This is a genomic window from Croceibacterium xixiisoli (assembly GCF_009827305.1).
In the GTDB taxonomy this organism is placed as follows: Bacteria; Pseudomonadota; Alphaproteobacteria; order Sphingomonadales; family Sphingomonadaceae; genus Croceibacterium_C; species Croceibacterium_C xixiisoli.
The window spans coordinates 1,188,110-1,212,174 of the sequence record NZ_WTYJ01000001.1; the positions used below are offsets into that span (position 1 = coordinate 1,188,110).

The 24,065-nt window shown below is 63.2% G+C and carries 19 protein-coding genes; 14 read left to right on the plus strand and 5 right to left on the minus strand.

Features of this window, described 5'->3' with window-relative positions; translation table 11 throughout:
• Nucleotides 1-86 precede the first annotated feature (86 nt).
• The 4 genes from GRI97_RS05725 to GRI97_RS05740 all read left to right on the plus strand — a co-directional run bounded on the left by GRI97_RS05725 (nt 87) and on the right by GRI97_RS05740 (nt 6,224).
• Nucleotides 87-944: a lytic transglycosylase domain-containing protein gene (locus GRI97_RS05725; RefSeq protein ID WP_328598500.1), complete on the plus strand. Its 858-nt coding sequence runs from the start codon at nt 87-89 to the stop codon at nt 942-944.
• Nucleotides 945-946: 2 nt separating this feature from the next.
• The gene (locus tag GRI97_RS05730) at nt 947-3,061 is read left to right on the plus strand and encodes a flagellar biosynthesis protein FlhA (protein ID WP_161390835.1); all 2,115 of its coding nucleotides are present in this window, start codon (nt 947-949) and stop codon (nt 3,059-3,061) included.
• Nucleotides 3,058-3,786, plus strand: a complete 729-nt coding sequence (locus tag GRI97_RS05735; RefSeq protein WP_161390122.1) for a sigma-70 family RNA polymerase sigma factor — start codon at nt 3,058-3,060, stop codon at nt 3,784-3,786. The genes GRI97_RS05730 and GRI97_RS05735 overlap by 4 nt, the downstream gene beginning before the upstream one ends.
• Nucleotides 3,787-3,863: 77 nt before the next feature.
• Nucleotides 3,864-6,224 carry a putative bifunctional diguanylate cyclase/phosphodiesterase gene (locus GRI97_RS05740; RefSeq protein ID WP_161390123.1) on the plus strand — a complete coding sequence of 787 codons (2,361 nt, stop codon included), beginning with the start codon at nt 3,864-3,866 and terminating at the stop codon, nt 6,222-6,224.
• A 40-nt stretch (nt 6,225-6,264) separates the two neighbouring features.
• Here GRI97_RS05740 and purQ read toward each other — a convergent pair whose 3' ends face one another.
• From purQ to purC, 4 genes are all read right to left on the minus strand, one after another.
• Nucleotides 6,265-6,942, minus strand: coding sequence for a phosphoribosylformylglycinamidine synthase subunit PurQ (gene purQ, locus GRI97_RS05745; protein WP_161390124.1), 678 nt, complete (start codon nt 6,940-6,942; stop codon nt 6,265-6,267).
• Nucleotides 6,939-7,181, minus strand: coding sequence for a phosphoribosylformylglycinamidine synthase subunit PurS (gene purS / locus GRI97_RS05750; protein WP_161390125.1), 243 nt, complete (start codon nt 7,179-7,181; stop codon nt 6,939-6,941). The genes purQ and purS overlap by 4 nt, the downstream gene beginning before the upstream one ends.
• A 494-nt stretch (nt 7,182-7,675) precedes the next feature.
• Complete coding sequence (locus GRI97_RS05755) at nt 7,676-10,570, minus strand: M16 family metallopeptidase (protein ID WP_161390126.1); 2,895 nt, start codon at nt 10,568-10,570, stop codon at nt 7,676-7,678.
• A gap of 67 nt (nt 10,571-10,637) precedes the next feature.
• The gene (purC, locus tag GRI97_RS05760; RefSeq protein ID WP_161390127.1) at nt 10,638-11,444 is read right to left on the minus strand and encodes a phosphoribosylaminoimidazolesuccinocarboxamide synthase; all 807 of its coding nucleotides are present in this window, start codon (nt 11,442-11,444) and stop codon (nt 10,638-10,640) included.
• 161 nt (nt 11,445-11,605) lie between these two features.
• On the opposite strand from purC, the gene GRI97_RS05765 reads away from it, so the two are divergent.
• The 10 genes from GRI97_RS05765 (at nt 11,606) to GRI97_RS05810 (ending at nt 22,736) form a co-directional block, all read left to right on the plus strand.
• Nucleotides 11,606-12,016, plus strand: coding sequence for a ketosteroid isomerase-related protein (locus GRI97_RS05765; protein ID WP_161390128.1), 411 nt, complete (start codon nt 11,606-11,608; stop codon nt 12,014-12,016).
• Nucleotides 12,016-12,618, plus strand: a complete 603-nt coding sequence (locus GRI97_RS05770) for a GNAT family N-acetyltransferase (RefSeq protein WP_161390129.1) — start codon at nt 12,016-12,018, stop codon at nt 12,616-12,618. Before GRI97_RS05765 ends, GRI97_RS05770 begins: the two co-directional genes overlap by 1 nt.
• Nucleotides 12,619-12,687: 69 nt before the next feature.
• Nucleotides 12,688-15,705 carry a TonB-dependent receptor domain-containing protein gene (locus GRI97_RS05775; RefSeq protein WP_161390130.1) on the plus strand — a complete coding sequence of 1,006 codons (3,018 nt, stop codon included), beginning with the start codon at nt 12,688-12,690 and terminating at the stop codon, nt 15,703-15,705.
• Between the two features lie 151 nt (nt 15,706-15,856).
• Nucleotides 15,857-16,621: an ABC transporter substrate-binding protein gene (locus tag GRI97_RS05780; protein WP_161390131.1), complete on the plus strand. Its 765-nt coding sequence runs from the start codon at nt 15,857-15,859 to the stop codon at nt 16,619-16,621.
• On the plus strand, nt 16,615-17,604 hold the full coding sequence (locus GRI97_RS05785; RefSeq protein WP_161390132.1) for a FecCD family ABC transporter permease: 990 nt from the start codon (nt 16,615-16,617) through the stop codon (nt 17,602-17,604). The genes GRI97_RS05780 and GRI97_RS05785 overlap by 7 nt, the downstream gene beginning before the upstream one ends.
• Complete coding sequence (locus tag GRI97_RS05790) at nt 17,601-18,392, plus strand: ABC transporter ATP-binding protein (protein ID WP_161390133.1); 792 nt, start codon at nt 17,601-17,603, stop codon at nt 18,390-18,392. Before GRI97_RS05785 ends, GRI97_RS05790 begins: the two co-directional genes overlap by 4 nt.
• 145 nt (nt 18,393-18,537) lie before the next feature.
• A complete protein-coding gene (locus GRI97_RS05795; RefSeq protein WP_161390836.1) occupies nt 18,538-18,981 on the plus strand; it encodes an RrF2 family transcriptional regulator in 444 nt (147 codons plus the stop codon).
• A 138-nt stretch (nt 18,982-19,119) separates the two neighbouring features.
• Nucleotides 19,120-19,287, plus strand: a complete 168-nt coding sequence (locus tag GRI97_RS05800; protein WP_161390134.1) for a YezD family protein — start codon at nt 19,120-19,122, stop codon at nt 19,285-19,287.
• 106 nt (nt 19,288-19,393) lie between these two features.
• Nucleotides 19,394-21,931 carry a TonB-dependent receptor gene (locus tag GRI97_RS05805; protein WP_161390135.1) on the plus strand — a complete coding sequence of 846 codons (2,538 nt, stop codon included), beginning with the start codon at nt 19,394-19,396 and terminating at the stop codon, nt 21,929-21,931.
• A gap of 28 nt (nt 21,932-21,959) precedes the next feature.
• Nucleotides 21,960-22,736, plus strand: coding sequence for a sulfite exporter TauE/SafE family protein (locus GRI97_RS05810; protein WP_161390136.1), 777 nt, complete (start codon nt 21,960-21,962; stop codon nt 22,734-22,736).
• Between the two features lie 23 nt (nt 22,737-22,759).
• Here GRI97_RS05810 and GRI97_RS05815 read toward each other — a convergent pair whose 3' ends face one another.
• A complete protein-coding gene (locus GRI97_RS05815) occupies nt 22,760-24,058 on the minus strand; it encodes a class I SAM-dependent methyltransferase (protein ID WP_161390137.1) in 1,299 nt (432 codons plus the stop codon).
• Between the last annotated feature and the right edge of the window lie 7 nt (nt 24,059-24,065).

Genomic DNA, 24,065 nt, shown 5'->3' on the forward strand with positions numbered 1-24,065 from the left:
TGTCACCTCGTCTTCTTTCCTGAGCTGAAGAACTGGCACGATTATTGCTGATACCCAGGGGATATTAGTCTCCATCGGGGGGTATCGTGCCCGAAGTCAGTGCAATCCAGCTCAATGAAGTCCACACCGCGATCTCGCGGGCGGCCGCCGCAACGGGCGTCGACTTCAACTATCTGCTGGCGCAGGCCAAGCTGGAATCCGGCCTGGATCCCAATGCCCGTGCGGGTACCTCCAGCGCGGCGGGTCTCTTTCAGTTCATTTCGGGCACCTGGCTCGAAACGCTCGACCGGCATGGCGCCAAACACGGGCTGGACTGGGCCGATACGGCCATTTCCAGCCGCGGTGGCCGCGCTTCGGTCAATGATGCCGGCACCCGGTCGCAGATCATGGCCATGCGGTATGATCCCGGCACGGCATCGCTGATGGCGGCAGAGCTCGCCCGCGACAATGGCAATGAACTGCGTGGTTTCCTGGGCCGGGAACCGGAACCCACCGAACTCTATCTCGCTCATTTTCTCGGCGTCGGCGGCGCCCGCAGCTTTCTCGGCGCGCTGCACAACAGCCCCGGCCAGTCGGCTGCAGATCTTTTCCCTGGTCCGGCAAATGCCAACCGCTCGATCTTTTATGACGATGGCCGTGCGCGGTCGGTCGGTGAAGTGATGGATCTGATGCGGGCCAAGGTTTCCGGCGCGATGAACGGCACCGGCGGAATTCTGCCGACCGGGCAGGGCGGAACAGGCGGCTTCGGCAATCTGGGCGGCTACATGGCGATGTCGCCGGCAATGCCGCAGCGGAACGGTTTTGCCGCCCCGGCAGAAGCGGCGCAGCGCTCGTCGATGGCGGATACCCTGCGCAGCACCTTCGGCGGATCCGGCAGCCTGCCGGGATCGGCGGCCGGACGGGTTGATGCGGCCTATGCCAAATTCCGGGCGTTCGGCCTGTGAACATGCGCAGCTTCCTCAACCCGGCGCTGGCGCTGCCCTTCGGCATTCTGACCATCATCGTGCTGATGGTGGTGCCGATCCCGACCGTCATGCTCGACGTGTTCTTCGTGCTCAATATTGCCCTGTCCGTGGCGGTGCTGATGGCGGCGATGAACGCGGCCAAGCCGCTCGACTTTTCTTCTTTCCCCTCTGTCCTGCTGTTCGCCACCCTCCTGCGGCTGGCGCTGAATGTCGCTTCCACCCGCGTCGTGCTGATGAACGGCCATGAAGGCGAAGAAGCGGCGGGGATGGTGATCGAGGCTTTCGGCGCCTTCCTGATCGGCGGTGACTTCGCCGTCGGCATCTTCGTCTTCCTGATCCTGATGATCATCAACCTGATGGTGGTGACCAAGGGGGCAGGGCGCGTGTCGGAAGTTTCCGCCCGCTTCACCCTGGACGCCCTGCCGGGCAAGCAGATGGCGATCGATGCCGATCTGGCCGCCGGGCTGATGACCGCTGACGAGGCCAAGGCCCGTCGGCGCGAAATTGCCACAGAGGCGGATTTTTACGGCTCCATGGATGGCGCCAGCAAATTCGTGAAGGGCGATGCGGTTGCCGCGCTGCTGATCCTGATGGTCAACATCATCGGCGGTCTCGTGCTCGGCATCGTCAGCCACGGGCTTTCCGTCGCCGAGGCTGGCCATCTCTATGTCACGCTGGCGGTGGGCGATGCGCTGGTCGCTTCCGTTCCCGCGCTGCTCCTTTCCATTGCTGCGGCCATCATCGTTACCCGCGTTTCGGACACCCGCGACCTTACCGGGCAGATCGGCGGACAGTTTGCCGATCCGCGCATCTGGCTCCCGGTTGGTTGCATCATGGGCGCCATGGGTATGATCCCGGCCATGCCGCAGACGATCTTCCTTCCGCTGGCTGCCGGCGCGCTGTTCCTGTGGCGCACGCTCCGCAAGCGGCAGCAGGCTGTGCTCGACACGCCGGAGCCCGAAATCCGGCCCGATCCCTCGATCATCGACATCCGCGATGTGTCGGAACAGTCGCTGGTCACGATCGAGCTGGGCTATGGCCTGGTCCATCTGGCCGATGAACGGCGCGGGGCGCCGCTCGTGGTCCGCCTCACCGGCCTGCGTCGTCAGCTCAGCCAGACGCTTGGCTTCGTGGTGCCGCAGTTCCGTCTGCGCGACAGTTTCGATCTGCCGCCGGATCGTTATCGCATCCTGCTGGGTGGCGCCCCGCTGGCGATCGGGCAATTGCGCCCGGATCGGTTGCTGGCCATCGACGCCGGCGAGGTGCGCAATACGGCCGTGTTGCCGGGTGAAGCCACGGTGGACCCCAGCTTTGGTTGTCCGGCGCTCTGGATCGATCAGGGAACCCGCGATCTCGCCGTGGCCGAAGGCTATCTGGTGGTCGACGCCGAAAGCGTGGTCGCAACCCATATCAACCAGTTGCTGGCAGCCCGGGCGCATGAACTGCTTGGTCCCGATCAGGTCCGCGATCTGCTCGATACGCTGCGTGATCGTCATGCGCAGCTGATCGAAACCATCACCCCGGCGCCCCTGTCGCTGGCTACCATTACCCGCCTGTTCCGGGCCCTGCTGGCCGATGGCGTGTCGCTGGCCCATCCGCTGCCGGTGTTGTCCAGCCTGTCGCTGGCGGCGCAGCAGACCACCGATCACGAACGGATGGTCGATCTCATGCGTGCCGACCTGGGCGCCATGATCGTCGGCAGCATCTGTCCGCCGGACGAACGCCTGCCCGTGATCACGCTGGCGGCCGAACTGGAAGAAATGGTCGTTAACGGCATGATGGATCCGACCACCGGCCAGATCATCATCGAACCCGATCTGGCCCGCTCGATCGGGGAACGGATCGCGGCCATCTTCGGCATGCGCGAACCGGGATCGATCCCGCCTGTATTGATCGTCCAGCCGCGTGCGCGGCGGCCGCTGGCAGCGCTGCTGCGCCTGCGCGCGCCGCTCTGCGCGGTCATTTCCATCAACGAACTGCCGGCGTCGCAACCGGTGGAAGTTATCGCCGTGGTCGGCGGAGAAAGCGAACCGGCCGAAGCGCCCGCGTTCGATGCTCCCGACTATGCGCATGAAAGAGAGGCCATGGCCGCATGATGCACGACCATTCCCGTTTTTCCGCCGCAAGAGCCTATGGCGGCGACGTCCATGATCGCGTCACGCGCTTCCTGCCGATGGTTCGCAAGCTGGCCTGGCATCTGTCCGGCAGCACCGGCCCGTCGATCGATGTGGAAGATCTGATGCAAGCCGGGCTGGTCGCCCTGACCGAATGTGCCCAACGGCATGATGGGCCGAGCGAGGACGGCTTTGCCGCCTATGCGAAACTGCGTGTGCGCGGGGCCATGGTCGATCTGCTGCGGCGATCGTCCAGTGACGCCCGCGGCACCCGCGAAAAACGACGCCGGATCGAAAAGGCTGAACAGGAACTGCGCACCGCCCTGGGGCGCGAACCCACATCGCAAGAGGTAGCCGAAGCCATGGGTTTGACCGTAGAAGAGTTCCAGCGCCTGCGTTCCGACGCTGTGGCCATCCAGCTGTCGTCGATCGACGAATGCTACTCCGACAGCAATGTCGCCTTCGCCGACGTTGACGATGATGCCGAAAACCGGCTGCTGCGGGCAGAAGACAGCGCCATGCTGATCCAGGCAATCACGTCATTGCCCGAACGCTTGCAGTTGATTGTGCAACTTTATTTCGTCGAAGAGTTGAACCTTACAGAAATTGCATCGGTTCTTAATGTCAGCGTTCCGCGCGTGCACCAACTCAAGGCATCGGCTTTGGAAAAACTTAGGCTTGCCTGTATCATCAGTGATGATGCGTAATATGCATCTAGCGCAATTTTACCGGCTTCTAACGAATCAGATATATCGTTCGACCGGTGAAGGATGCAGCAAAAGCCATGGCGGCGAGAACGTCGGCCATCACTGCCAGGCAGATCATCGGGCTATGGTGCCCCGATGACGCCGAATGGCGCCTGCTGCGCACGCTCCAATATGGCGGTTTGGTAAGGCACAATCTGCTGCGCCCTGTCGTACTGGGCTTTGCCTGTCTGGCCATGATGGGCGTGATGTACGGCACCGTGCCGATCATGGTCCTCCTTTGCTGGGCCGCTACACTGATGCTGGCCTGGATGCACAAGGCGCGGCTCGAACGTTTGCTGTTGCGTCAGGGGTTGCGCAAGATCAGCCGGGGCCAGTTTCGCCACCATGCGATGATCATCGGCTTGTGCGCCGTGATCTGGGTGGCGCCGCTCTTCATTTTCAGATCTTATCTGGATCGCAGTACAGCATTGGCGGTCTGGACCCTGCTGGCCATGCTGATCGCGGGGGCCACGGCGTCGCGCACTTCCATTCCCATGGCCACGGTGCTGTTCATCACGATTACTGGTGGCGGGGCCGGGCTTTCATTCCTGCTGGCCGGGGATCTGATCGTGGGGTTGGCCAGCCTTGGCTTCTCCATCATCACGACCGTGGCCACTCTGGAATCCGCCCGTTTGTTCCTGGCCGCTCGCACAGCAGAGGCAGGCGTGGCGGAAAGCCAGGAGGTGGTTTCACTGCTCTTGCGCGAATATGAACAGGACGAGGCTGACTGGCTTTGGCGTGTCGACGTGCACCGCCGTGTCTGCGAACCAAGTGATCGCTTTGCCTATGCGCTCGGCTGTCAGCCGGCCGACATAGACCAGTTGCCACTGATGCAGGTGATCGGTCGGCGCAGTTGGGAAACCGGCAAGCTTTCGCCCAGCCTGCAGGAACTTGCCGCGCATATCGGTCAGGAACAGGCCTTTTCGAACCTGCTGGTCCAGGCCGAACTTGGCAGTGGCGATCGGTGGTGGAAGCTCTCCGGAACCCCGATGCATGACAGCAAGGGCAGTTTCACCGGTTATCGCGGAGTTGGTTCCGACGTGACCGAACAGCGTGAAACGGAAGAACGGATCGCCTATCAGGCGCAGTTCGACGCACTGACGGGGCTGCCTAACCGGCGAATGGTCATCGAAGCGCTGTCCGCCGCGCTGGCAGAGGCTGGGCGTTGGCATGGCAATTGTGCGTTTTTGATGATCGACCTCGATCGGTTCAAGGCTGTCAATGACACACTCGGCCATCCGATAGGGGATCGGTTGCTGATCGATGTGGCCGAACGGCTGCGCGCTGCGGTTGCCGGCAGTGGGCAATGCGGCCGGCTGGGCGGCGACGAATTTGCTGCCGTGGTTTATGATGTTCAAGAGCCGCGCCAGGTTTCCGTGATTGCGAACAGGATCATCAAGGAACTGTGCCGGCCGTTTCTTGTCGAAGGGCATATGGTGATGATCGGCGCCAGCATCGGTTCTGCGATCGGCCCTGCGGATGGGGAAACGGTCGACGCATTGATGCGAAATGCCGATATGGCGCTGTATGGAATGAAGCGCGCCGGGCGGGGCGGCCATCGCATTTTCGAAATGGCGCTGCAGCAGGATCGCAACGATCGGCAGGAGATGGAGATCGCTCTGCGCGATGCCTTGCCCCACAATCAGTTGGATTTGCGATACCAGCCGATGGTGGCAGCCGCTGGCGATGTGGTGATCGGCTTCGAAGCCTTGCTGCGCTGGAGGCACCCGGAACGTGGTTCGATCAGCCCTGACGTATTTGTCGCCCTGGCTGAAGAAACGCGTCTGATTTTGCAGATCGGCGAATGGGCAATGATCCGCGCCTGTCGCGAGGCGGTTGGCTGGGCTTCGGACATGAAGATATGCGTGAACGTTTCCGGCGTGCAACTGCGGGATCCAGGTTTCGGGAATATGGTGGCACGGGTTTTGGCGGAAACCGGCCTGCCGCCACAACGGCTGGAGATCGAGATCAAAGAGCAGGTGTTCCAGACCGATCCCAGGATGGTGCGTCAGGCGCTGGATGATGCCTTGCTGTTGGGATGCTCGCTGGCCCTCGATGACTTCGGGACGGGCCATTCGTCGCTCGGAAATCTGCGCACCGGGAATTTCTCAACGGTCAAGATTGATCGGAGATTTGTGCAGGGTGCCGTGCGTGGCAGCGCGGAAAGCCTTGCGGTAATTCGCGCCGTGGTCGCCATGTCGCAAAGCCTTGGTATCCGGACCGTGGCCGAGGGGGTGGAAACAGCCGATGAGATGCGGCTGATGCGCAGCCTTGGCCTCGATGCGATTCAGGGGTTCTATTTTGGCAGACCGATCGACGCTGCCGAAACGCTTGCCCTGATTGACAGCAGGCGCGACGGTTTCCCTGGACAAGGGAGCGTCAGGGCTAAAGTCGCCTGACGTCCCTCGGTTGCCAGTCCGTTTCACAGAAACGGATGGCTTAGGCGCCCACCAATCCCTTGATCGCACTGGCGAACAGCGCGCGGCCATCGCTGCCACCCTGGGCCGTTTCAATGGCGCGTTCGGGGTGCGGCATCATGCCCAGTACATTGCCGGCATCGTTCAGAATACCCGCAATATTGCGCAGCGATCCGTTGCATGGTTCCGCATAGCGGAACGCCACGCGCCCTTCGCCTTCCAGCCGGTCCAGCGTGGCATCATCGGCGAAGAAATTGCCGTCGTGATGCGCCACCGGAATGGAAATCTTCTGACCGGCGGAATAGCCGGCGGTGAACAGCGACTGCGTGTTTTCGACTGTCAGTGCAACGCTGCGGCAGATGAAGGTCTGGCCGGCATTGCGCATCAGCGCCCCCGGCAGCAGGCCGCTCTCGGTCAGCACCTGGAAGCCATTGCAAACGCCCAGCACCGGCACGCCGCGCCCGGCAGCAGCGATCACCGACTGCATGATCGGGCTCTTGGCCGCCATCGCGCCGGAGCGCAGATAATCGCCATAGGAAAAACCGCCGGGCAGGGCGATGAAGTCCAGTCCGTCCGGCAGATCGGCATCGCCGTGCCAAACGCGGATCGGCGCGGTGCCAGAGACTTGCTCCAGCGCCACCGCCATATCCCGGTCGCAATTCGATCCGGGGAAGGTGATGACCGCTGAACGGAAGCTCACGCTGCCAGCTCCGGCTTTTCGATGCGGTAGTTTTCGATGACCATATTGGCCAGCAGCTTGCGGCACATCTCGTCGATGGCTTCGTCGCTGGTGCCATCGGCCAGGTCGAGTTCGATCAGGCGGCCGATGCGGACATCCTGCACGCCCGAAAAGCCGAGGCTTTCGAGAGCATGATGCACTGCGCGACCCTGCGGATCGAGTACACCGGGCTTGAGGCTGACGTGGATGCGGACCTTCATCGGGCGGGGCCTTTCGAGGGGATGGGATTCGGGCCGAGCCTATGGCCCCTGCACCGACCGGCTGCAAGGGGCGGATGTATACAGCCGTGAATGCCTCATCGAAAAGAGGGGGCATGGTACTGACCATGCCCCCCAAATCTTCCGACCGTGCCCTACGGCCGGGTACTGCCTCCACAACCCTCTTCAGGGCGCTTCGCGCAGATTCTGGTAACTATGTTGCGTTGTTCGCGCCGTAACCTCAAGCTTTTGTTCAAAAAATTTGTCAACCCAAGGCCGGGCCAGGCAGCCTTGAACGTCTTCATCCCGCCTGCGACCGCACCGGCGGCAACGGAAAAATACAAGGGAATGGCGCGAGAACCACGCTTTTCCGCTGATCGTGAAACCCCCTGAAGCATACCGGCTGGAGCGACCCTGCCAGAGTTCAGCGGGCCTCTAATTGGGTTGCGTTACAATTTGGCAGCGATTAAATGTCCAATTTGTGACATGTGTGGGTGTCATTCCGCCGCTGAAGACGCCATTCCGCGCGGCAGGACATCGACTTCCAACTGGTTCTGAGTGTCGAGGAAGCGCGCGGCGACCGTCTTCACATCCTCCAGCGTCAGCCCAGCCAGGATATCGCGGGCCTGGGTGAAGCGATCGACGATTTCCGGCCGGCTCTGTGCCCGACGGGTCAGGTTCATCCAGCCGCCATTTGATTTCAAGGCGCTGTCATACCGTTCAAGCAGTGGGGCGCGTGCACGCAGCAGCAGATCGTCATCCAGCGGTCCGGCAAGCGTGGCACCGATGGTTTCCAGCATCGCTTCGCGCGCTGCGGCGACCTGGCTGACATCCACGGCGGCGGCAATGGTGAACAGACCATAGCCGCGATAGGTGGATGATTGGCTGGAACTGACCGAAGGGGAATAGGTCTGCCCCAGTTCTTCGCGCAGCTTTGCGGTCAGTTCCAGCCGGACGATCCGTTCCAGCAGGTTCAGCGTGACCATGGTGCGCAGGTCGGTGTCGTCGGTCGTCGGCCAGCTCATGCGCAGCAGTGCCTGCTGCGCCGTCCCGTCATGATACAGCGTTCGCACTGAACGATCGGCGGTGAAGCTGCGTTCACGGTTTTCGCTATAGGGCCGGAAGCTTGCCTCGCGGGTGGGCAGTGCCCCCAGCGTGCTGGCAACGGCCGCAATCGCAGCCTCTTCATCCAGATCACCGACCAGCGCCAGTTCCAGCGCGCCATGATCCAGGCGGTCGCTGATCGTGTCGCGCAGTTGCTCGAAATCGAGCGCCAGATAGGCCTCCGCTTCCGGGCGCGTAAAACGGGGATCCCCGTCGGACACGATTTCGCCGAGCGAAGCAGACAGGGCATTGTCCGGTGTGGCCGTGCGGCGGGCGAACACATTGCGGATATTGCGGCGATATTGCGCTTCGCCTTGCGGGCGATATCCGGGGTCGGTCAGCCCGGCGGTCAGCAATTGCAACTGCAGCAGCAGATCGCGTGGCGTGGTCTGCGCAGCCAGGCGGAAGCTCCGCTCATCGGTTTCGAAATTGAACCCGACGGTGCGCCCGGCCAGCACCGATTGCAACTCGTCATTCGAATGGCGGCCCAACCCACCCATCGGCAGGACACCGGCCATGGCGGTCGCCAGTGGCTTTTCCCGCGTGTTGAGCATCTGCCCGCCGTCGACGTTCAGCTCCACGCCCACGCGGCCACGCTGCAGATTGGTCCGCTTGATGTTGAGCATCAGCCCATTTGCGAACACCAGTTTGCGGATGCCATATCGCGGATCCACCTGATCGCTGACGACGGTGCCCGCAGGGCCGAAATCGCTATAGGCGAATTCAGCGGTCTCAGCCCTGTCGCCACGGGTGGGCTGGATGTCCATCCCCGCATTCCACGCCGCGCGCAGGGCATCGGCACCGCCTTCGGGCGCGGTGCGGCCTTCGAAGCGGATCAGTGGGTTATCCAGCGGGATCAGCTCTTCCTGCAAGGATTCGAGCACGCTCTGGGGCGTGATCAGCGGGACATGATCTTCGAACCGGGCCAGTCCGCTGGCGGGCGTGGTCGGGATCTGGCCATCTTCCAGCAGGGTCAGCGCACCGGTGATGAAGCTGGCGTTCCCGCGCGTGTCCGCCCCGGCGACATTGTTTTCCAGCGCGCTGCGCAGATTGGCCAGCTGTTCGGCCACCTCCGCCTCGGTGAAGCCAAACGCCAGCGCGCGACGATATTCGGCCTGGGCCGCGGCCAGGCCGCGCTTCCATTCCCCTTCACCGGCATCGATCACCAGATTGGTCGACCGGCCGATCTGGAAGGCCTCCGACGATCCGAGTCCGGCCCCGCGAAACGGCGGATCCTCTTCGCGGGCCATGCTCTGGAACCGGCGATTGATGATGCCATAGCCTATCTGGCGGCGAACATTGCGCTGGCGATAGGCGACCGTGTCGGGTTCACCGATCCACTCGCCATGGCGGGTGATCGTGATCCGTTCGGACAGGGCCGGATGCAGGAAGATATCGGTCTTGCCGGCCAGATCGACGTCGATCGGACCTTCCGAAACCGGGGGCAGGGCGGGCGGGGCCTGCCAGCTGGAAAAATGCGCGCGGATCGCCGCTTCGACCACATCGGGATCATAATCGCCGACCACGATCAGCGCGCTGTTGCCCGGGCGATAGAGCCGTTGCCACAGCGCCCGCAGGCTCTCGGCGGTCGCTGCCTGCAGCGTTTCAGCCTTGCCGATCGGCAGGCGATCGGGGAACAGGGCGGTCGGGAACAGGAATTTCATCCGTTCCACCGTATTGTCCATGGCGTAGCTGTCGCGCACCCGCATTTCGGACAGCACGACGCCCTTTTCGCGTTCCACGGCGGCAGGATCGAACAGCAGCTCGCTTGCCACCTCACGCATCAACATCAGCGCGGTATCGAGCAGGGCGGGATCGTTGCGGGGCAGGTCCAGCTTGTAAAGCGTGGTGTCGAAGCTGGTGGAAGCATTGGTGTCCGCGCCGAAGGCCAGCCCCTGGCGTTCGAGCAGATGGATCATCTCACCTTCGGGAACCCGGGTCGATCCGTTGAAGGCCATATGTTCGACGAAATGGGCATAGCCGCGCTCGGCCTCTGTCTCGTCGATCGACCCGCCCTCGATCCAGAACTGCACCATACCCTGCGCGGCAGGGGTGCCATTGGGGCGGATGATATAGCGCAGACCATTGTCGAGCACGCCGAAGCGATATGCGGGATCGACCGGCAGATCGCTGCCGTCCATTGGCCAGACCGGCGGCTGCACGGGGGCAGCAGTCTGCGCTGCAGCCTGGCTCTGCACCGGCGGCATGGGGTCTGCCTGCCCGGCATCGCGGGCAAGCGCAGGGTTGGTCAGGAAAATCAGCGGAACAGCAGTAAGAAGACGCAGCATCCCCGGTGTTTGGCCGAGGAATGCTGAACCCGCAACAACGAGCCTGGGCCCGTTGCTGCCAAATCGCTTACTTCTTGGGCTTGGCCGGGCTCTGGCGCAGCTTGCTGCGGTGCGCGGACAGATCGAACACTTCGCCCGGGCCGCCGTCATCACCCTGCAGCAGGCCAAGACGGCGTGCCACTTCCTGATAGGCTTCCTGCTCGCCGCCCATGTCCCGGCGGAACCGGTCCTTATCCAGCTTTTCGCCCGTGTTCATGTCCCACAGGCGGCAGTTGTCGGGGCTGATTTCGTCGGCCAGGATCACGCGGCTGTAATCGCCATCCCAGATGCGGCCGAATTCCAGCTTGAAATCGACCAGCCGGATATCGATTGCGGCAAACATGCCCGACATGAAGTCGTTCACGCGGATCGCCATGGCAGAGATGTCCTGCATCTCTTCATTGGTGGCCCAGCCGAAGCAGGCGATATGCTCTTCGGCGACCATCGGATCCTGCAGTTCGTCGGACTTCAGGTAATATTCGATCAGCGTGTGGGGCAGGGGTTCACCCTCGTCGATGCCCAGGCGCTTGGAGATCGAACCGGCCGCGACATTGCGGATCACCACTTCCAGCGGAATGATTTCCACCTGGCGGACCAGCTGTTCACGCATGTTCAGCCGGCGGATGAAGTGGGTCGGGATGCCGATATGCGCCAACCGCACGAAGACATGCTCCGAAATGCGGTTGTTGATCACGCCCTTGCCGTTGATCGTGCCTTTTTTGGCGGCGTTGAAAGCGGTTGCGTCATCCTTGAAGTACTGGATGATCGTGCCCGGCTCAGGACCCTCATAAAGGATCTTGGCCTTGCCTTCGTAGATCTGACGGCGGCGTGACATGGCAATGCGTCCTGCTGAAAAAACATCGCCCCGACGGTGTGAAGCAACAGGCTTCGCACGATGCCGGGGCGTTCCCAGCCGCATTTAGGGCAAAAGCGCGGCAAAGGCAATTGCGCAGGCGCCCGTCTATGCCTAGCCCTTGGCCGGAAAAGGAGCAGGATATGAACCAGCAAGGCGCAATTGCACTGATCACCGGATATTACGATGCCTTCAACGCCGGGGATAACGCCGCGATGCTGGCCTGCCTGGCCGATGATGTCGCGCATGACATCAACCAAGGCACGCGCCAGTCCGGCAAGGATGTGTTCCGCGCCTTCCTCGCCCATATGGATCGCTGCTATTCCGAACAGCTGGCCGATATCGTGATCATGGCGAATGCGGACGGTACCCGCGGGGCGGCCGAATTTGTCGTTCACGGCACCTACAAGGCAACCGACGATGGGCTGCCCGAAGCCAATGGGCAGACCTATGTGCTGCCGGCCGGCGCGTTCTTCGATCTGCGCGATGGGCAGATCGCCCGCGTGTCGGTCTATTACAATCTTGCCGAATGGCTGCGCCAGGTCGGCGCCTGATGCCGCCCGCCCGGCCGCTCAGTTTTCGCACCCTGTCGGGGGAGGAGATCGGCGCGCATCTGGCCGATCTGGCGGACCTGCGGATCACGGTCTTTGCCGCCTTTCCCTACCTCTATGACGGCAGCGCGGAATATGAGGCGGACTATGTGCGCGAATTCGCCGCCGAACCCGGCAGCGTGATGATCGCGGCCTTTGATCAAGACCGGATCGTCGGCGCCGCGACCGCCAGCCCGATGGCCGGTCAGAAGCCGGATATTCGCGGCCCGTTCGAACAACGCGGCTATGATGTGGGCGCGATGTTCTATTTTGGCGAAAGCGTGCTGCTGCCCGAATATCGCGGCCAAGGCGCAGGCCACGCGTTCTTCGGCGGGAGAGAGGCGTGCGCACGCGCAGCTGGGGCGCGCCATGCGTGCTTCGCTTCGGTGATTCGCCCGCCCGATCATCCAGCCCGGCCAGCGGATTACACCCCGCTCGACGGTTTCTGGGGCCGCCGCGGCTACGCCCCGATCCCGGGCCTCACCACGCAGATGCACTGGCAGGATCACGCAGAAGCTGAGGAAACCGCCAAAACCATGCAGTACTGGCTCCGCGCGCTCGACTGACGTTACCGGGCAGCGGATTGACCTCGCCCCCGCGCCGCTGCAAGGGCGCTCACCAAAGAGGGAGAGGTCATGGGTTTGCGCGGCTTTTGCAGCGCCGTTTCGACGGCGGCGATCATGGCAGGCTGGGCAGCACAGCCCGCAATGGCGCAGGACAGCAGGGATCAATCAGCGGGCAGCGCCCCGATCGTGGTCACCGGAACGCTGATCCGTGGGGTGACCGAAGACGCCTTTGCCCCCGTCGATGTGATCATGGCCGATGATCTGCTGCAGCAGGGCGCGCCGAGCTTGCTGGATTTGATCCGGAAAATGCCGGTTTCCAGCGGAATTCTGGGCGATTCCAGCCAGTTCGATCCCCGCACCCAGTTCAATGAGGGCGCCGCGTCGGTCAATCTACGCGGTCTTGGCCCGCAACGCACGCTGGCGCTGCTGAATGGCAAACGCATGGTCAGCAGCGGAGCGGGCAATGTGCCGCTGGTGGATATCAATCTGATGCCATCAGGCGCGATCGGGCGGATCGACATGTTGAAGGATGGCGCGGCCGCAACCTATGGGTCCGATGCCATTGCCGGGGTGGTCAATTTCATCACCCGCACCGATCAGGATGGCTTCCTGGCATCGGGCGATTACCGCCATATCGACGGATCCAATGGCGATTGGACCGGCGCCCTTTCCTGGGGTGGCAATCTGGGGCCGGTGCGGCTGTTCCTGTCCGGCGGCTATCAGCGGCGCAGCGAGCTGACCGTGGCGGATCGTGATTATGCCCTGCGCCCCTATGCGGAAAATCCGCAGGGCGGCTGGTCGGGCGGCGGCAATCCGGGCAATTTCGATTTCAACGGCGCCCAGGGCGGGCTGGCCTTCACCGCTGACGAAGGCTGCAAGGGTCTCGGCGCGTTCCGGTCTGTGACCGGATCGGCGAACGATCTGTGCTTCGGCAATTATGTTGGCCTGACCAATCTGATCGAACCCGAAGAACGCTACCAGCTGTTCGCCGATCTGGCCGTACCGCTGGGCGATAGGGTCGAATTGCGCGTGACCGGTCTCTATGGTCGGACCATGACGGAGCTGAACACATCGCCCAGCTTCCTGCCAACCATTTCCCCCTCCGCCGAATCCGCATTTGGCGGCCGCGGCCTGTTCGTGATCCCCAGCTATGCCCCGGCGCTGATCGATTATTGCGCCCGCTTCGGCGATGCGGCCGGCTGCGCGCTGGACGGCTCCGGCAATCCGACAGAATCGGCACTGGCCTATCCGGTGCGGTTCCGGCCCATGCTGCTGTCGGGCAATATGCTGTTCGACAATGAACGGCGCACCGCCCGGCTGAAGCGGGATTCCGATGCCTATCAGTTCACCGCTGAACTGCGCGGCGATCTGGGGCGCGGGCTGGAGCTGACCGGCGGGGTGACTTACAGCGAGTACGACCGCTATTTCCAGGTGGGCGACAGCTCGGTCGATCTGCTGCAGAATGCGCTGGCGGGCTTCGGCGGGGCGGATTGCGCCTATGCCAGCCCGGCCTCGCGCGCTGGATTGAGCCAGGCACAACTGGCCGCGCTGGCGGGCACCAATGGCTGCAGCTGGTTCAACCCGTTCTCCACCGCGCTGGACGTCAACACGGTCACCGGCATCGCCAACCCGAATTACGCCGGCAATGGCGCGGCGGTGGATGGGCTGAGCACGCAACCGGGCGCAGGGCTGGTCAACGATGTCGCTACCATCGGCGATTTCTACAACATCTGGGGCCGCACCGCGAACACGCGGCAGATGGTCGGCGATCTGGTGCTGTCGGGCCGCAGCGGCATCCAGCTGCCCGGTGGGGAGGTAAGCTTCGCCCTTGGCGGGCAATTCCGCCATGATCGCTATGCCCGCACTTACGAGGGCGGCAACAATCTCGATCTTTTTCCTTGTCCGGGATCGGTGCTGAACCCCGATGCCAGCTGCAACCCGGAAACCGGCGCGCTGGGTTTCATCGGATCGAACCGCAATGTCGCGGTGGCACAGGATGTCTGGGCCGCCTTCGCTGAATTGCAGCTGCCGGTGACCGAACGGCTGCAGGTGCAGCTGGCCGCCCGGGTGGAAAATTATGGCGGCGCGATCGGCAGCACGTTCGATCCGCAGGCACGGCTGCGGTATGAACTGGCCGATGGTGTCATTCTGCGCGGCGGGGTGGGCACCACTTTCCGCGGCCCGCCGCCCCAGAACACCGCCGCCGATCTGGTGGTGCTGACCTTCATCGGCGGGGCCTTCCGTGCGGTGGATATCCTGGCCAATCCTGACCTCCGCCCCGAACGCGCGACCACCTGGAATGCCGGGCTGGTGGTGGATCGTGGCGGGTTCCGCGCCAACATCGATTACTGGCGCTATGATTTTTCCGGCGCGATCGAAAGCGAGCCGGTGGCGGGGATCGTTGCGGCCATGTTCGGCAGCACGGGCAATGCCAATTGCGGCAATCCCGATTATGCCGCCTTGCAGGCGCGCTTCATCTTTTCGGGCGGGGTCTGTTCTTCCGCCAATATCCAGCGCCTGATGACCTATTCCTTCAACGCGGCGGATGTTTCGACCAGCGGGGTGGATTTTTCCGCCAGCTATGACGCGCGTTTGGGCGACGTGGCGCTGCAGGCCGGGATCGGCGGCAGCCATGTGATCGATTATCGCGTGGGTCAGGTCATGGTCGAAGGGGTGGTGGTGCAGCAGCCCTTCGATGCAGCGGGCAAGCTCAACTACCAGACCACGGCCTATCCCATCCCGCAGTGGAAAGGGCAGGCATGGCTTCAGGCCCTGCGCGGCGGGCATGCCCTGCGGCTGCAGCTCAACTATGTCGATGGCTACACCGATGATCGCGGTGCGGCGGTGTTCGGCCCTGACGCCAATCTGGGCGGGGCATCGGTCACGGCGGGCAAGCATGTCGACAGCTACACCACGCTGGATCTCAGCTGGCGCTGGACGCTGGAAACGGGCACCACGCTGTCGCTGGTGCTGGCCAATCTGCTGGATCAGGAACCGCCGTTTGCCCGGCTCGATCACAGTTTCGATCCGCTCACGGCCGATGCGCTGGGTTTCACGGTCAAGGCAGGTTTCAGCCAGCGGTTCTGAGAAAGGCATTCGGCATATGAGGGCATTGCGGGCCAGTGTTGCAGCAAGGGCAGGGGCGTTGGCCCCTGTCCTGCTGGGCCTGCTCCTCGGTGCCTGTGGGCGTGAGGATGTGGGAACGGAGGTCGCAATACCGGCCAAACCGATGCGGATCATGTCCACCAACATGTGCACCGATCTGCTGCTGCTGATGCTGGTGCCGCGCGATCGGATCGCCTCCGTCACTTTCCTGGCGCATGATGCGGTCGAAGTGATCATGCCGGGGGCGGATCGCGGCGTGGCGATCAACCATGGCACGGCGGAAGAGGTTGTGGCGCAGCAGCCCGACCTGATCCTCGCCAGTCCCTGGAGCACGCCGGTGATGCGGCAACTGGCCGCCAGCACCGGTGCGCCGCTGGTGGAAATCGACAGCGCGGCCAGTTTTGCCGACATCCGCCGGGTGACCCGTCAGATGGGCGATCTGGTGGGGGAGCCGGCGCGCGCCGAGGCGCTGGTCGCGGAAATGGACCGCAAGCTGGCCGATCTGGCTGCCAATCCTCCGGCGCAGATACGGCGGGTGGTCGTATGGGAAGGCGATGGCAATCTGACCGGATCGGGCACGCTGACCGATGAGATTATCCGGGCGGCCGGGGCCAACAATATCGCCGGCAATTTCCCGGCGGCGCGCCACGCCACCTATTCGATGGAAGAACTGCTGCAGGCCCGCCCCGATGCGATCCTGCAGGGCGAAAGCCGCTTCAACCCGCCGTCGCTGCGCGAATCCGCCGGCGATCACCGGCTGATCCGCACGGCCTTCAAGGGGCGCCGCATCACATATCCGGCGGCGCTTCATGCCTGCGGCCTGCCGCAGGCGGCGGATGCGGCGCGGCAATTGCGGGCAGAGATCGCGCGGGTTCCATCAGGCCCAGCGCCATGGTGAAGCGGCTGATCCTGCCGGTTGTGGCTGTGCTGGTACTGCTGGCCTGTTGCCTGCTGTCACTGCTGGTCGGTCGGGTATGGATCGATCCTGCGGTTCTGGCCGACGGCCTGACAACACCCCGGACAGATCTGGCCTGGCTGATCCTGTTCGAACTGCGCGTGCCACGCACGGTACTCGCTCTGTTGGTGGGCGGCAGTCTGGGCCTGTCAGGCGCAGTGTTGCAGGGGCTGCTGCGCAATCCGCTGGCCGATCCGGGCCTGTTGGGGGTCACCGCCGGTGCATCGCTAGGGGCAGTGATCGCGATCTATTTCGGCCTTTCGGCCAGCGTGGCGCTGGTCACGCCGGTGCTGGGCATCATCGGCGCGGTGCTGGCTGCGGCTTTGACCCTGGCGATCGGGCGCAATGGCACGCTGACCATGATCCTGGCCGGAGCCGCAGTGAGTGGGCTGATGGGCGCGGGGCTGAGCCTGGCGCTGAATTTCGCGCCCAGCCCCTATGCCGCCTATGAGATCACATCCTGGCTGCTGGGATCGCTGGCCGATCGCGGTTGGGATCAGGTGCTGCTGGCGCTGCCCTTCATGCTGGCGGGCTGGGCCTGTCTGATCGCGACGATGCGCGATCTCGATGCGCTGACTCTGGGCGAAGTGCAGGCCGAAAGCCTGGGGGTGAATCTGGGGCGCACGCGGCTGCTGGCGCTGGCTGGCACGGCGCTGGCGGTTGGATCGGCGACGGCGGTGTGCGGCTCGATCGGCTTCATCGGCCTGATGGCGCCGCATCTGGTGCGGCCTTTTGTGGGGCATGAACCACGGCGGGTGTTGCTGCCGGCGGCCTTCGTGGGGGCGCTGCTGCTGCTGGTCGCCGATATTGCCGCGCGGCTGATTCCCAGTTCGCTGGAACTCAAGCTGGGCGTGCTGACCAGCCTGGCGGGCACGCCGTTCTTCTTTTGGCTGGTGCTGCGGTTGCGCCGGATGGCGCCGTCATGAGCAGGCTGGAAGCCAACGGCCTGACGCTGCGGCGGGGTGGGCGGGCGATCGTGCAGGATGTGTCGCTGCGGATGCAGAGCGGGATGTTCCTGGGACTGATCGGCGCCAACGGAGCCGGCAAATCCAGCCTGCTGGCCATGCTGGCCGGATTGCTGCGACCCGATGCCGGGCAGGTGGCCATCGACGGGCAGGATGTGGCTGGCCTGTCTCTTCGCCAACGGGCATTGGCGCGTGGCTATCTGCCGCAGAACCCGCGCGCCGAATGGCCGGTGTCGGTGGAACGGCTGGTGGTGCTGGGGCTGACGCCGCAATTGCCGGCCTTTGGTGGCTTGCCGGCAGGTTTGCAGCAGCAGGTGGCCCGGGTGCTGGATCAGTTCGACATGGCCGGGCGGGCGCAGCAGTCGGTCACCACGCTGTCAGGTGGCGAACTGGCGCGGACCATGCTGGCACGGGCGCTGGTGGGGGATCCGCCGATCCTGCTGGCTGATGAGCCATTGGCTGGCCTGGATCCCCATCATGCGATCGACGGCATCGGACGACTGCGGGCTTTTGCCGATCAGGGCCGGCTGGTGATCGCCGCATTGCACGAACTGACCATGGTGGCGCGCCATGCCACGCATGTTGCCGTGCTCGATCAGGGCAGGCTGATCGCCTTCGGGACGACGCAGGATGTGATGAAGGCCGACATACTGCGTCAGGCATTTCAGGTCGATGCCTGCGTAACGGGGGCGGGCACGCCGACGGCAATGGTCGACTTTGTCGCGCTGGCGCGCCGGACGGATGGCTGATTCGCCCTTTCGGCAGACAAATGGCGATCAAAACCGATGCGAAAAGGTCATTCGGGCAATAAAACGCCTGTAATGGAGCATTTGCTGTCGATGGTGTGCCGGTGAATGGTTGATACCGTCGATGACAAGCGGCATTGACACAGGGGTGCTGTCCCAGAAAACCCGATATGCCATCCGCGCCATGCAACATCTTGCTGATCGTTACGGTCAGGGGCCGGTGCATTTGCAGGAAATCTCCGACAAGCAGAATATTCCCGCCAAGTTCCTGACGGTGATCCTGTCGGAACTGAGCCGCCTTGGCATTGTGGAATCGCAGCGGGGCAAGGACGGCGGTTATTGGCTGGCCCTGTCGCCGATCGATATTTCCTACGGTGACCTGATCCGCGTGATGCGGGGTTCGCTGGCACTGGTGCCCTGTGCCAGCCGATTCGCGCATGAAAAGTGCAAGAATTGCCTGGAAGAGGGCGATTGCCGCACCCGCGCGCTGATGCTGGAAGTCCGCGACAGGACCGCAGAACTGCTGGACGGCTTTCGCCTGTCCGATCCCATCAGCCCCGTTCCGGCCTTCGCTGCCGACGAACAGGACTGATTTAAAACCAAAAATTTCCTGCTGAAGCAAAACCATTGCCACAGATAGGCAAATTGTATCTCCAGCCTTATTGTCAACAAAATGAGTTGAGAATATTGAAGTGCGAGAGCGAACACGCATCGCCACATGGAGACACGAATGACGAGGGCCGAAAATCAGCAAGTGAATCCGGGCCGCAGTCCTTTGTCCGATCCGCTGGGCGTGGTGGCTGAGGCTTTGGGCCGGGTTCGCTATGGCGCCATTCAACTGACCGTGCACGATGGCAAGGTCATGCAGGTGGACGTTACCGAACGCCGCCGTTTCTGATTACCCGACCGGGAGGGGGTTTCCCGGTCCACCAAACCAACAACAACAATTGAGGGATGTTCCTGCTCGGGTTTCCGGGCACGAACCTGCATGGGAAAACGAGATCATGAGAACAGTTTCCTATCGTCGACTGCTTGCTGCATCGGCATCCATTTCCGCACTGGCATTTTCGGTTTCGCCGGCAACCGCCTGGGCTGCAGAAGTGACCAGCACCGATACCGCCACCACTGAAATCGCCAATGCGGACGATCAGCAGGAACAGACCCGCGCCGCACCGGCCGGCCAGGGTGACGCGATCGTCGTGACCGCCCGTCGCCGTGAAGAAAGCTCGCAGGATGTGCCGCTCGCGATTTCCGTCGTCGGCGCTGCGCAGCTCGACAACACCGGCAGTTTCAACGTGGGCCGGCTGCAGCAGCTGACCCCAACCCTCCAATATTACAGCTCCAACCCGCGCAATACCTCGCTCAGCATTCGCGGGATCGGTGCGCCGTTCGGACTGACCAATGACGGTTTCGAACAAGGCGTCGGCATCTATGTCGACGACGTCTATTATTCGCGCGTCGCCTCCGCCACCTTCGACTTCCTGGATGTGCAGCAGATCGAAGTGCTGCGCGGCCCGCAGGGCACGCTCTATGGCAAAAACACCACCGCCGGCGCGATCAACATCACCAGCAACCAGCCCAGCTTCGATTTCGAAGGCCGGGCAGAGGTGAGCATCGGCAATCTGGGCTTCAAGCAGGCCAAGGCCGCCATTTCGGGACCGCTGTCCGACACGGTCGCCGCCCGTCTGGCCGTTTCGGCGACCAGCCGCCGAGGCACACTCTACAATGTCGCCAGCGGCAATTACGTCAATGAACAGGAAAACATCGGTTTCCGTGGCCAGTTGCTTTGGCGCCCGACCGACAATCTCGATATCATCCTGTCCGGTGATTACAGCACGCAGGATCCGGAATGCTGCGGTACGGTGTTCGTGCGCACCGGCGCGACCCAGCGTCCGCTCAACCGCCAGTATGAAGCCCTCGCCGCTGCGCAGGGTTATGAAGTCGTCAGTCGCAATCCGTTCGATCGTCTGACCGATATCGATGCGGATCTGAGCGCGGGCAACACCATCGGCGGCGCGGCCGTGCGGGTGAAATGGGATGTGGGCCCCGGCACGCTGACCTCGGTTTCGGCATGGCGCTTCTGGGACTGGATCCCGGCGAATGATCGCGATTTCACCGGCCTGCCGATCACCACCCAGTCGCAGAACCCGTCGCAGCAGAACCAGTTCACGCAGGAACTGCGCTACAATTACACCGGCGATCAGTTCGATTTCGTGGTTGGCGCCTTCGGCTATCACCAGACCGTCCGCACCCAGGGCACCGAAGCGCTTGGCTCTGCCGCCAGCCGCTGGTTGCTCAACCCGGGTGCCAGCGTGGTGCCCGGCGCATCGGGCTGCGCCACGCCGACCACGCTGGCCTGCGATCCGACCGTGCTTGACGGTGTGGTCGCCTATAACGATATCCGTCTGGACAACACCAGTGCGGCGCTGTTCGGACAGGTCAGCTGGCATGTCACCGATGCCCTGACCATCCAGCCGGGTGTCCGCCTGAACTACGACAAGAAGGACGGCCTCTACGAACGTCTGGTGTTCGACGGTGACGGCAATCCCGTGCTGTTCCGCGATCCGGAAACCGGTGCGCTGATCACCGATCCGCGCGTGGTGGCGCAGCGTGACTCGCTGACCCCGCAGCGGATCGAACCGAGCTTCAGCGCCTGGAACTTCAGCTATGATGTGACCGCCAGCTATGAATTTGCCCCGTCGATCCTGGGCTATGCGACCTATGCCAAGAGCTTCAAGTCGGGCGGCATCAACCTGAACGGCGTACCGAACGATTCCCAGGGCAATCCGCAGGTTCAGGTGGGCACGATCCGGCCGGAATCGGTCGACCACTTCGAAGTGGGCCTCAAGACCCAGTTCTGGAACCGCCTGGTCACGCTGAACGTCGCGGCCTTCCGCACGGACATCAAGGATTTCCAGGCGCTGGTGAATGCCGGCCAGGTCAGCACCACGCGCGGCTATCTCGCCAATGCGGAAAAGGTGCGCACCCAGGGTGTCGAAGTCGATTTCAACATCCGGCCGAGCGATCGTTTCCGCCTGTATGTGAACGGCAATTACACCGACGCGCATTACGTCACCTTTACCGGCGCGCCTTGCCCGCCGGAACTGTCGGGTGGCGGCAATGGCACGCCGGTTGCGGCACCGGGCACCCCCGGCAACAGCCCGGCAAGCTGCGACATTTCGGGTGATCCGCTGGCCGGCGTTTCGAAATGGAGCTTCTCCTTCGGCGGGGAATACAATCTGCCGGCCAATCTGCTGGGCAAGGAAGGCCAGGTCTATCTGGGCTATGACGGCAGTGCGCGCTCGCGCTTCTCGTCCAACCCCTCGCCATCGGATTACACCTGGATCGAGGGCTATTCGCTGTCGAACTTCCGCCTCGGCTTCCGGTCGGACGACGGGCTGAATATCTTTGGCTGGGTGCGCAATGCGTTTGACCAGAACTACTTCGAAATGCTCTCTGTTGCGCCGGGCAGCACCGGTCTTATTGCTGGCCAGCCGGGCGATCCGCGGACCTATGGTCTGACGATTACCCACAACTTCTGATCAGCCTCGCAACAGGGAGGACAACCTCATGTTCGGCTTCGATGAAATGACGCTCTATGCGGTGCTGCCGTTCATTCTGGTCGGCTTCACCGCGCAGATCGTCGATGGGGCGCTGGGCATGGCTTTCGGGGTGGTGTCGCAGACCATGCTTGTCAGCGTGCTCGGCGTGCCCCCGGCGGCAGCTTCGGCCAGTGTCCATCTGGTCGAAGTCTTCACCACTGCGACATCCGGGGCCAGCCATATCTGGCAGAAGAACATAGATTGGGGCCTGTTCCGCCGCCTGGTGCCCTTCGGCATTCTGGGCGGGGTGGCAGGCGCCTATCTGCTGTCATCGATCGATGCCTCGGTCGCACGGCCGTTCGTGATGATCTATCTGACCGGGATCGGCGTCTATCTGCTGATCAAGGCCATTCGCATGAGCAGGCCGAGCTTCGAAGATCCCAAGACCACGCGCCCGCTGGCGCTGGTCGGGGGATTCCTGGATGCGGCGGGCGGGGGCGGCTGGGGGCCGGTGGTTACCTCCAACCTGCTGATTCAGGGTGGTGATCCGCGCAAGGTGGTCGGAACGGTCAACACATCCGAATTCCTCATTACCCTGTCGATTTCGATCACTTTCATCGCCCATCTGGGCCTGGCGGCATTTACCTTGGCCACGGTCGGCCTGATCATCGGCGGGGTGGCGGCGGCGCCCTTCGGCGCGATCCTGGCGCGGCGCATTTCGGCCAAGACCCTGCTGTTTGCGGTTGCCATCGTGCTGATCGCCACCAGCCTGTTCAGCATCGGCAAGAGCTTCGCCATCTTCTGATATAGCGCCGGCGCCTGATCCGATCAGGCGCCGGCCGCATTTGCGACGGCTGTCCCGCATTCCCCGAACAGCATCAGCGGCACGCCATGGGCCGCGAACCATTGCCCCAGCGCATCGGCGTGATACGTATCGGACCATGCACCGGGCGTGACGGGGTGGACCCGTTCCTGCATCATCAGCAATTGCAGCATCTGCAGCAGGGCGCCGAGATTGCCCGCGAACGCCGGCAGATGCACCAGCTGGCTGACCTTTTGCGGTCCATCTGCCAGGCTGTGAAGCAGGGCGTCGATCTGATCTTGGGGCGCCTCCACATCACCGATCGGGGTGGCAAACACCGCCGGTCCGCCGCCATGGCCACGGGGCAGCAGGGTGATGACCATGTCCAGCAATGCCTGGATCCATTCCTCGCGCTGCAGGGGGTGGGGATCGCGCTGGAACAGATCCATCCGCTGATGGGTGTTGCGGGCCATATCTTTCAGCGTTTCGGCCAGCACCGGCACGCCGGTCTGGCGGATCAGGCCCTGCAGATTGCCAGGGATGGAAAGGGCGGGATCGATATTGTTGAATACGTCGGCGCTGCCCAGGAAGCTGAGCCCGGTCGTGCCGATCTGCTGATGCAGGTCCACCGCATGCTGCGGCTGCCAGTGATCGGTCAGGAATTCATGCGCCAGATGGGCCGGATCGCGGCTTTCCAGATTTGCCAGATGGCGCAGCAGTTCGGGCTGATCGACAAACAACCCCTGGTCGGCCAATTGGCGCACGAGTTTCAGCGCCATGGCCATCTGCCGGTCAGACGGGGCGGGGATCTGCTGGGCGAAGACATTCAGCAGATTCTGCAGCGGGATCATGCTGCTTGATCCGGGATGCGACATGTAATGCAAATAGAACAGCCCACCGGGCTTCAGTCCGGCGGTGACGCAGGCGAGCAGCCCGGCGCGGTGCTGTGGGGCGATCCAGGACCACACACCGTGGCTGGTGATGACATCATATTGCCGGCCATCGCTGGCGGAAAATTCGGCGAAGGCGGAATGCACGAAACGGATGTTGGTCAGCCCGGCGGCATCGGCGGCTGCGCGCGCGGCCTGCAGATGGGCTTCGTTGAAATCCACCCCGGTGAAGTCTGCCTGCGGATGGCAGGCGGCGGCCACCAGCAGATTGGTGCCCGTGCCGCAGCCCAGTTCGCACAGGCTGAAGGGGCGCGTCACATCCAGAGGGGTAAAGCCGAGCAGCAGCCCCACGCTGGACAGCCAGAGCGGCTGCATTTCCTTGTAGAAGAACGCCGGATAGGTGACGTCCGTGGTGTAGCCGTCAGTCCTGTTCATCGTCGTT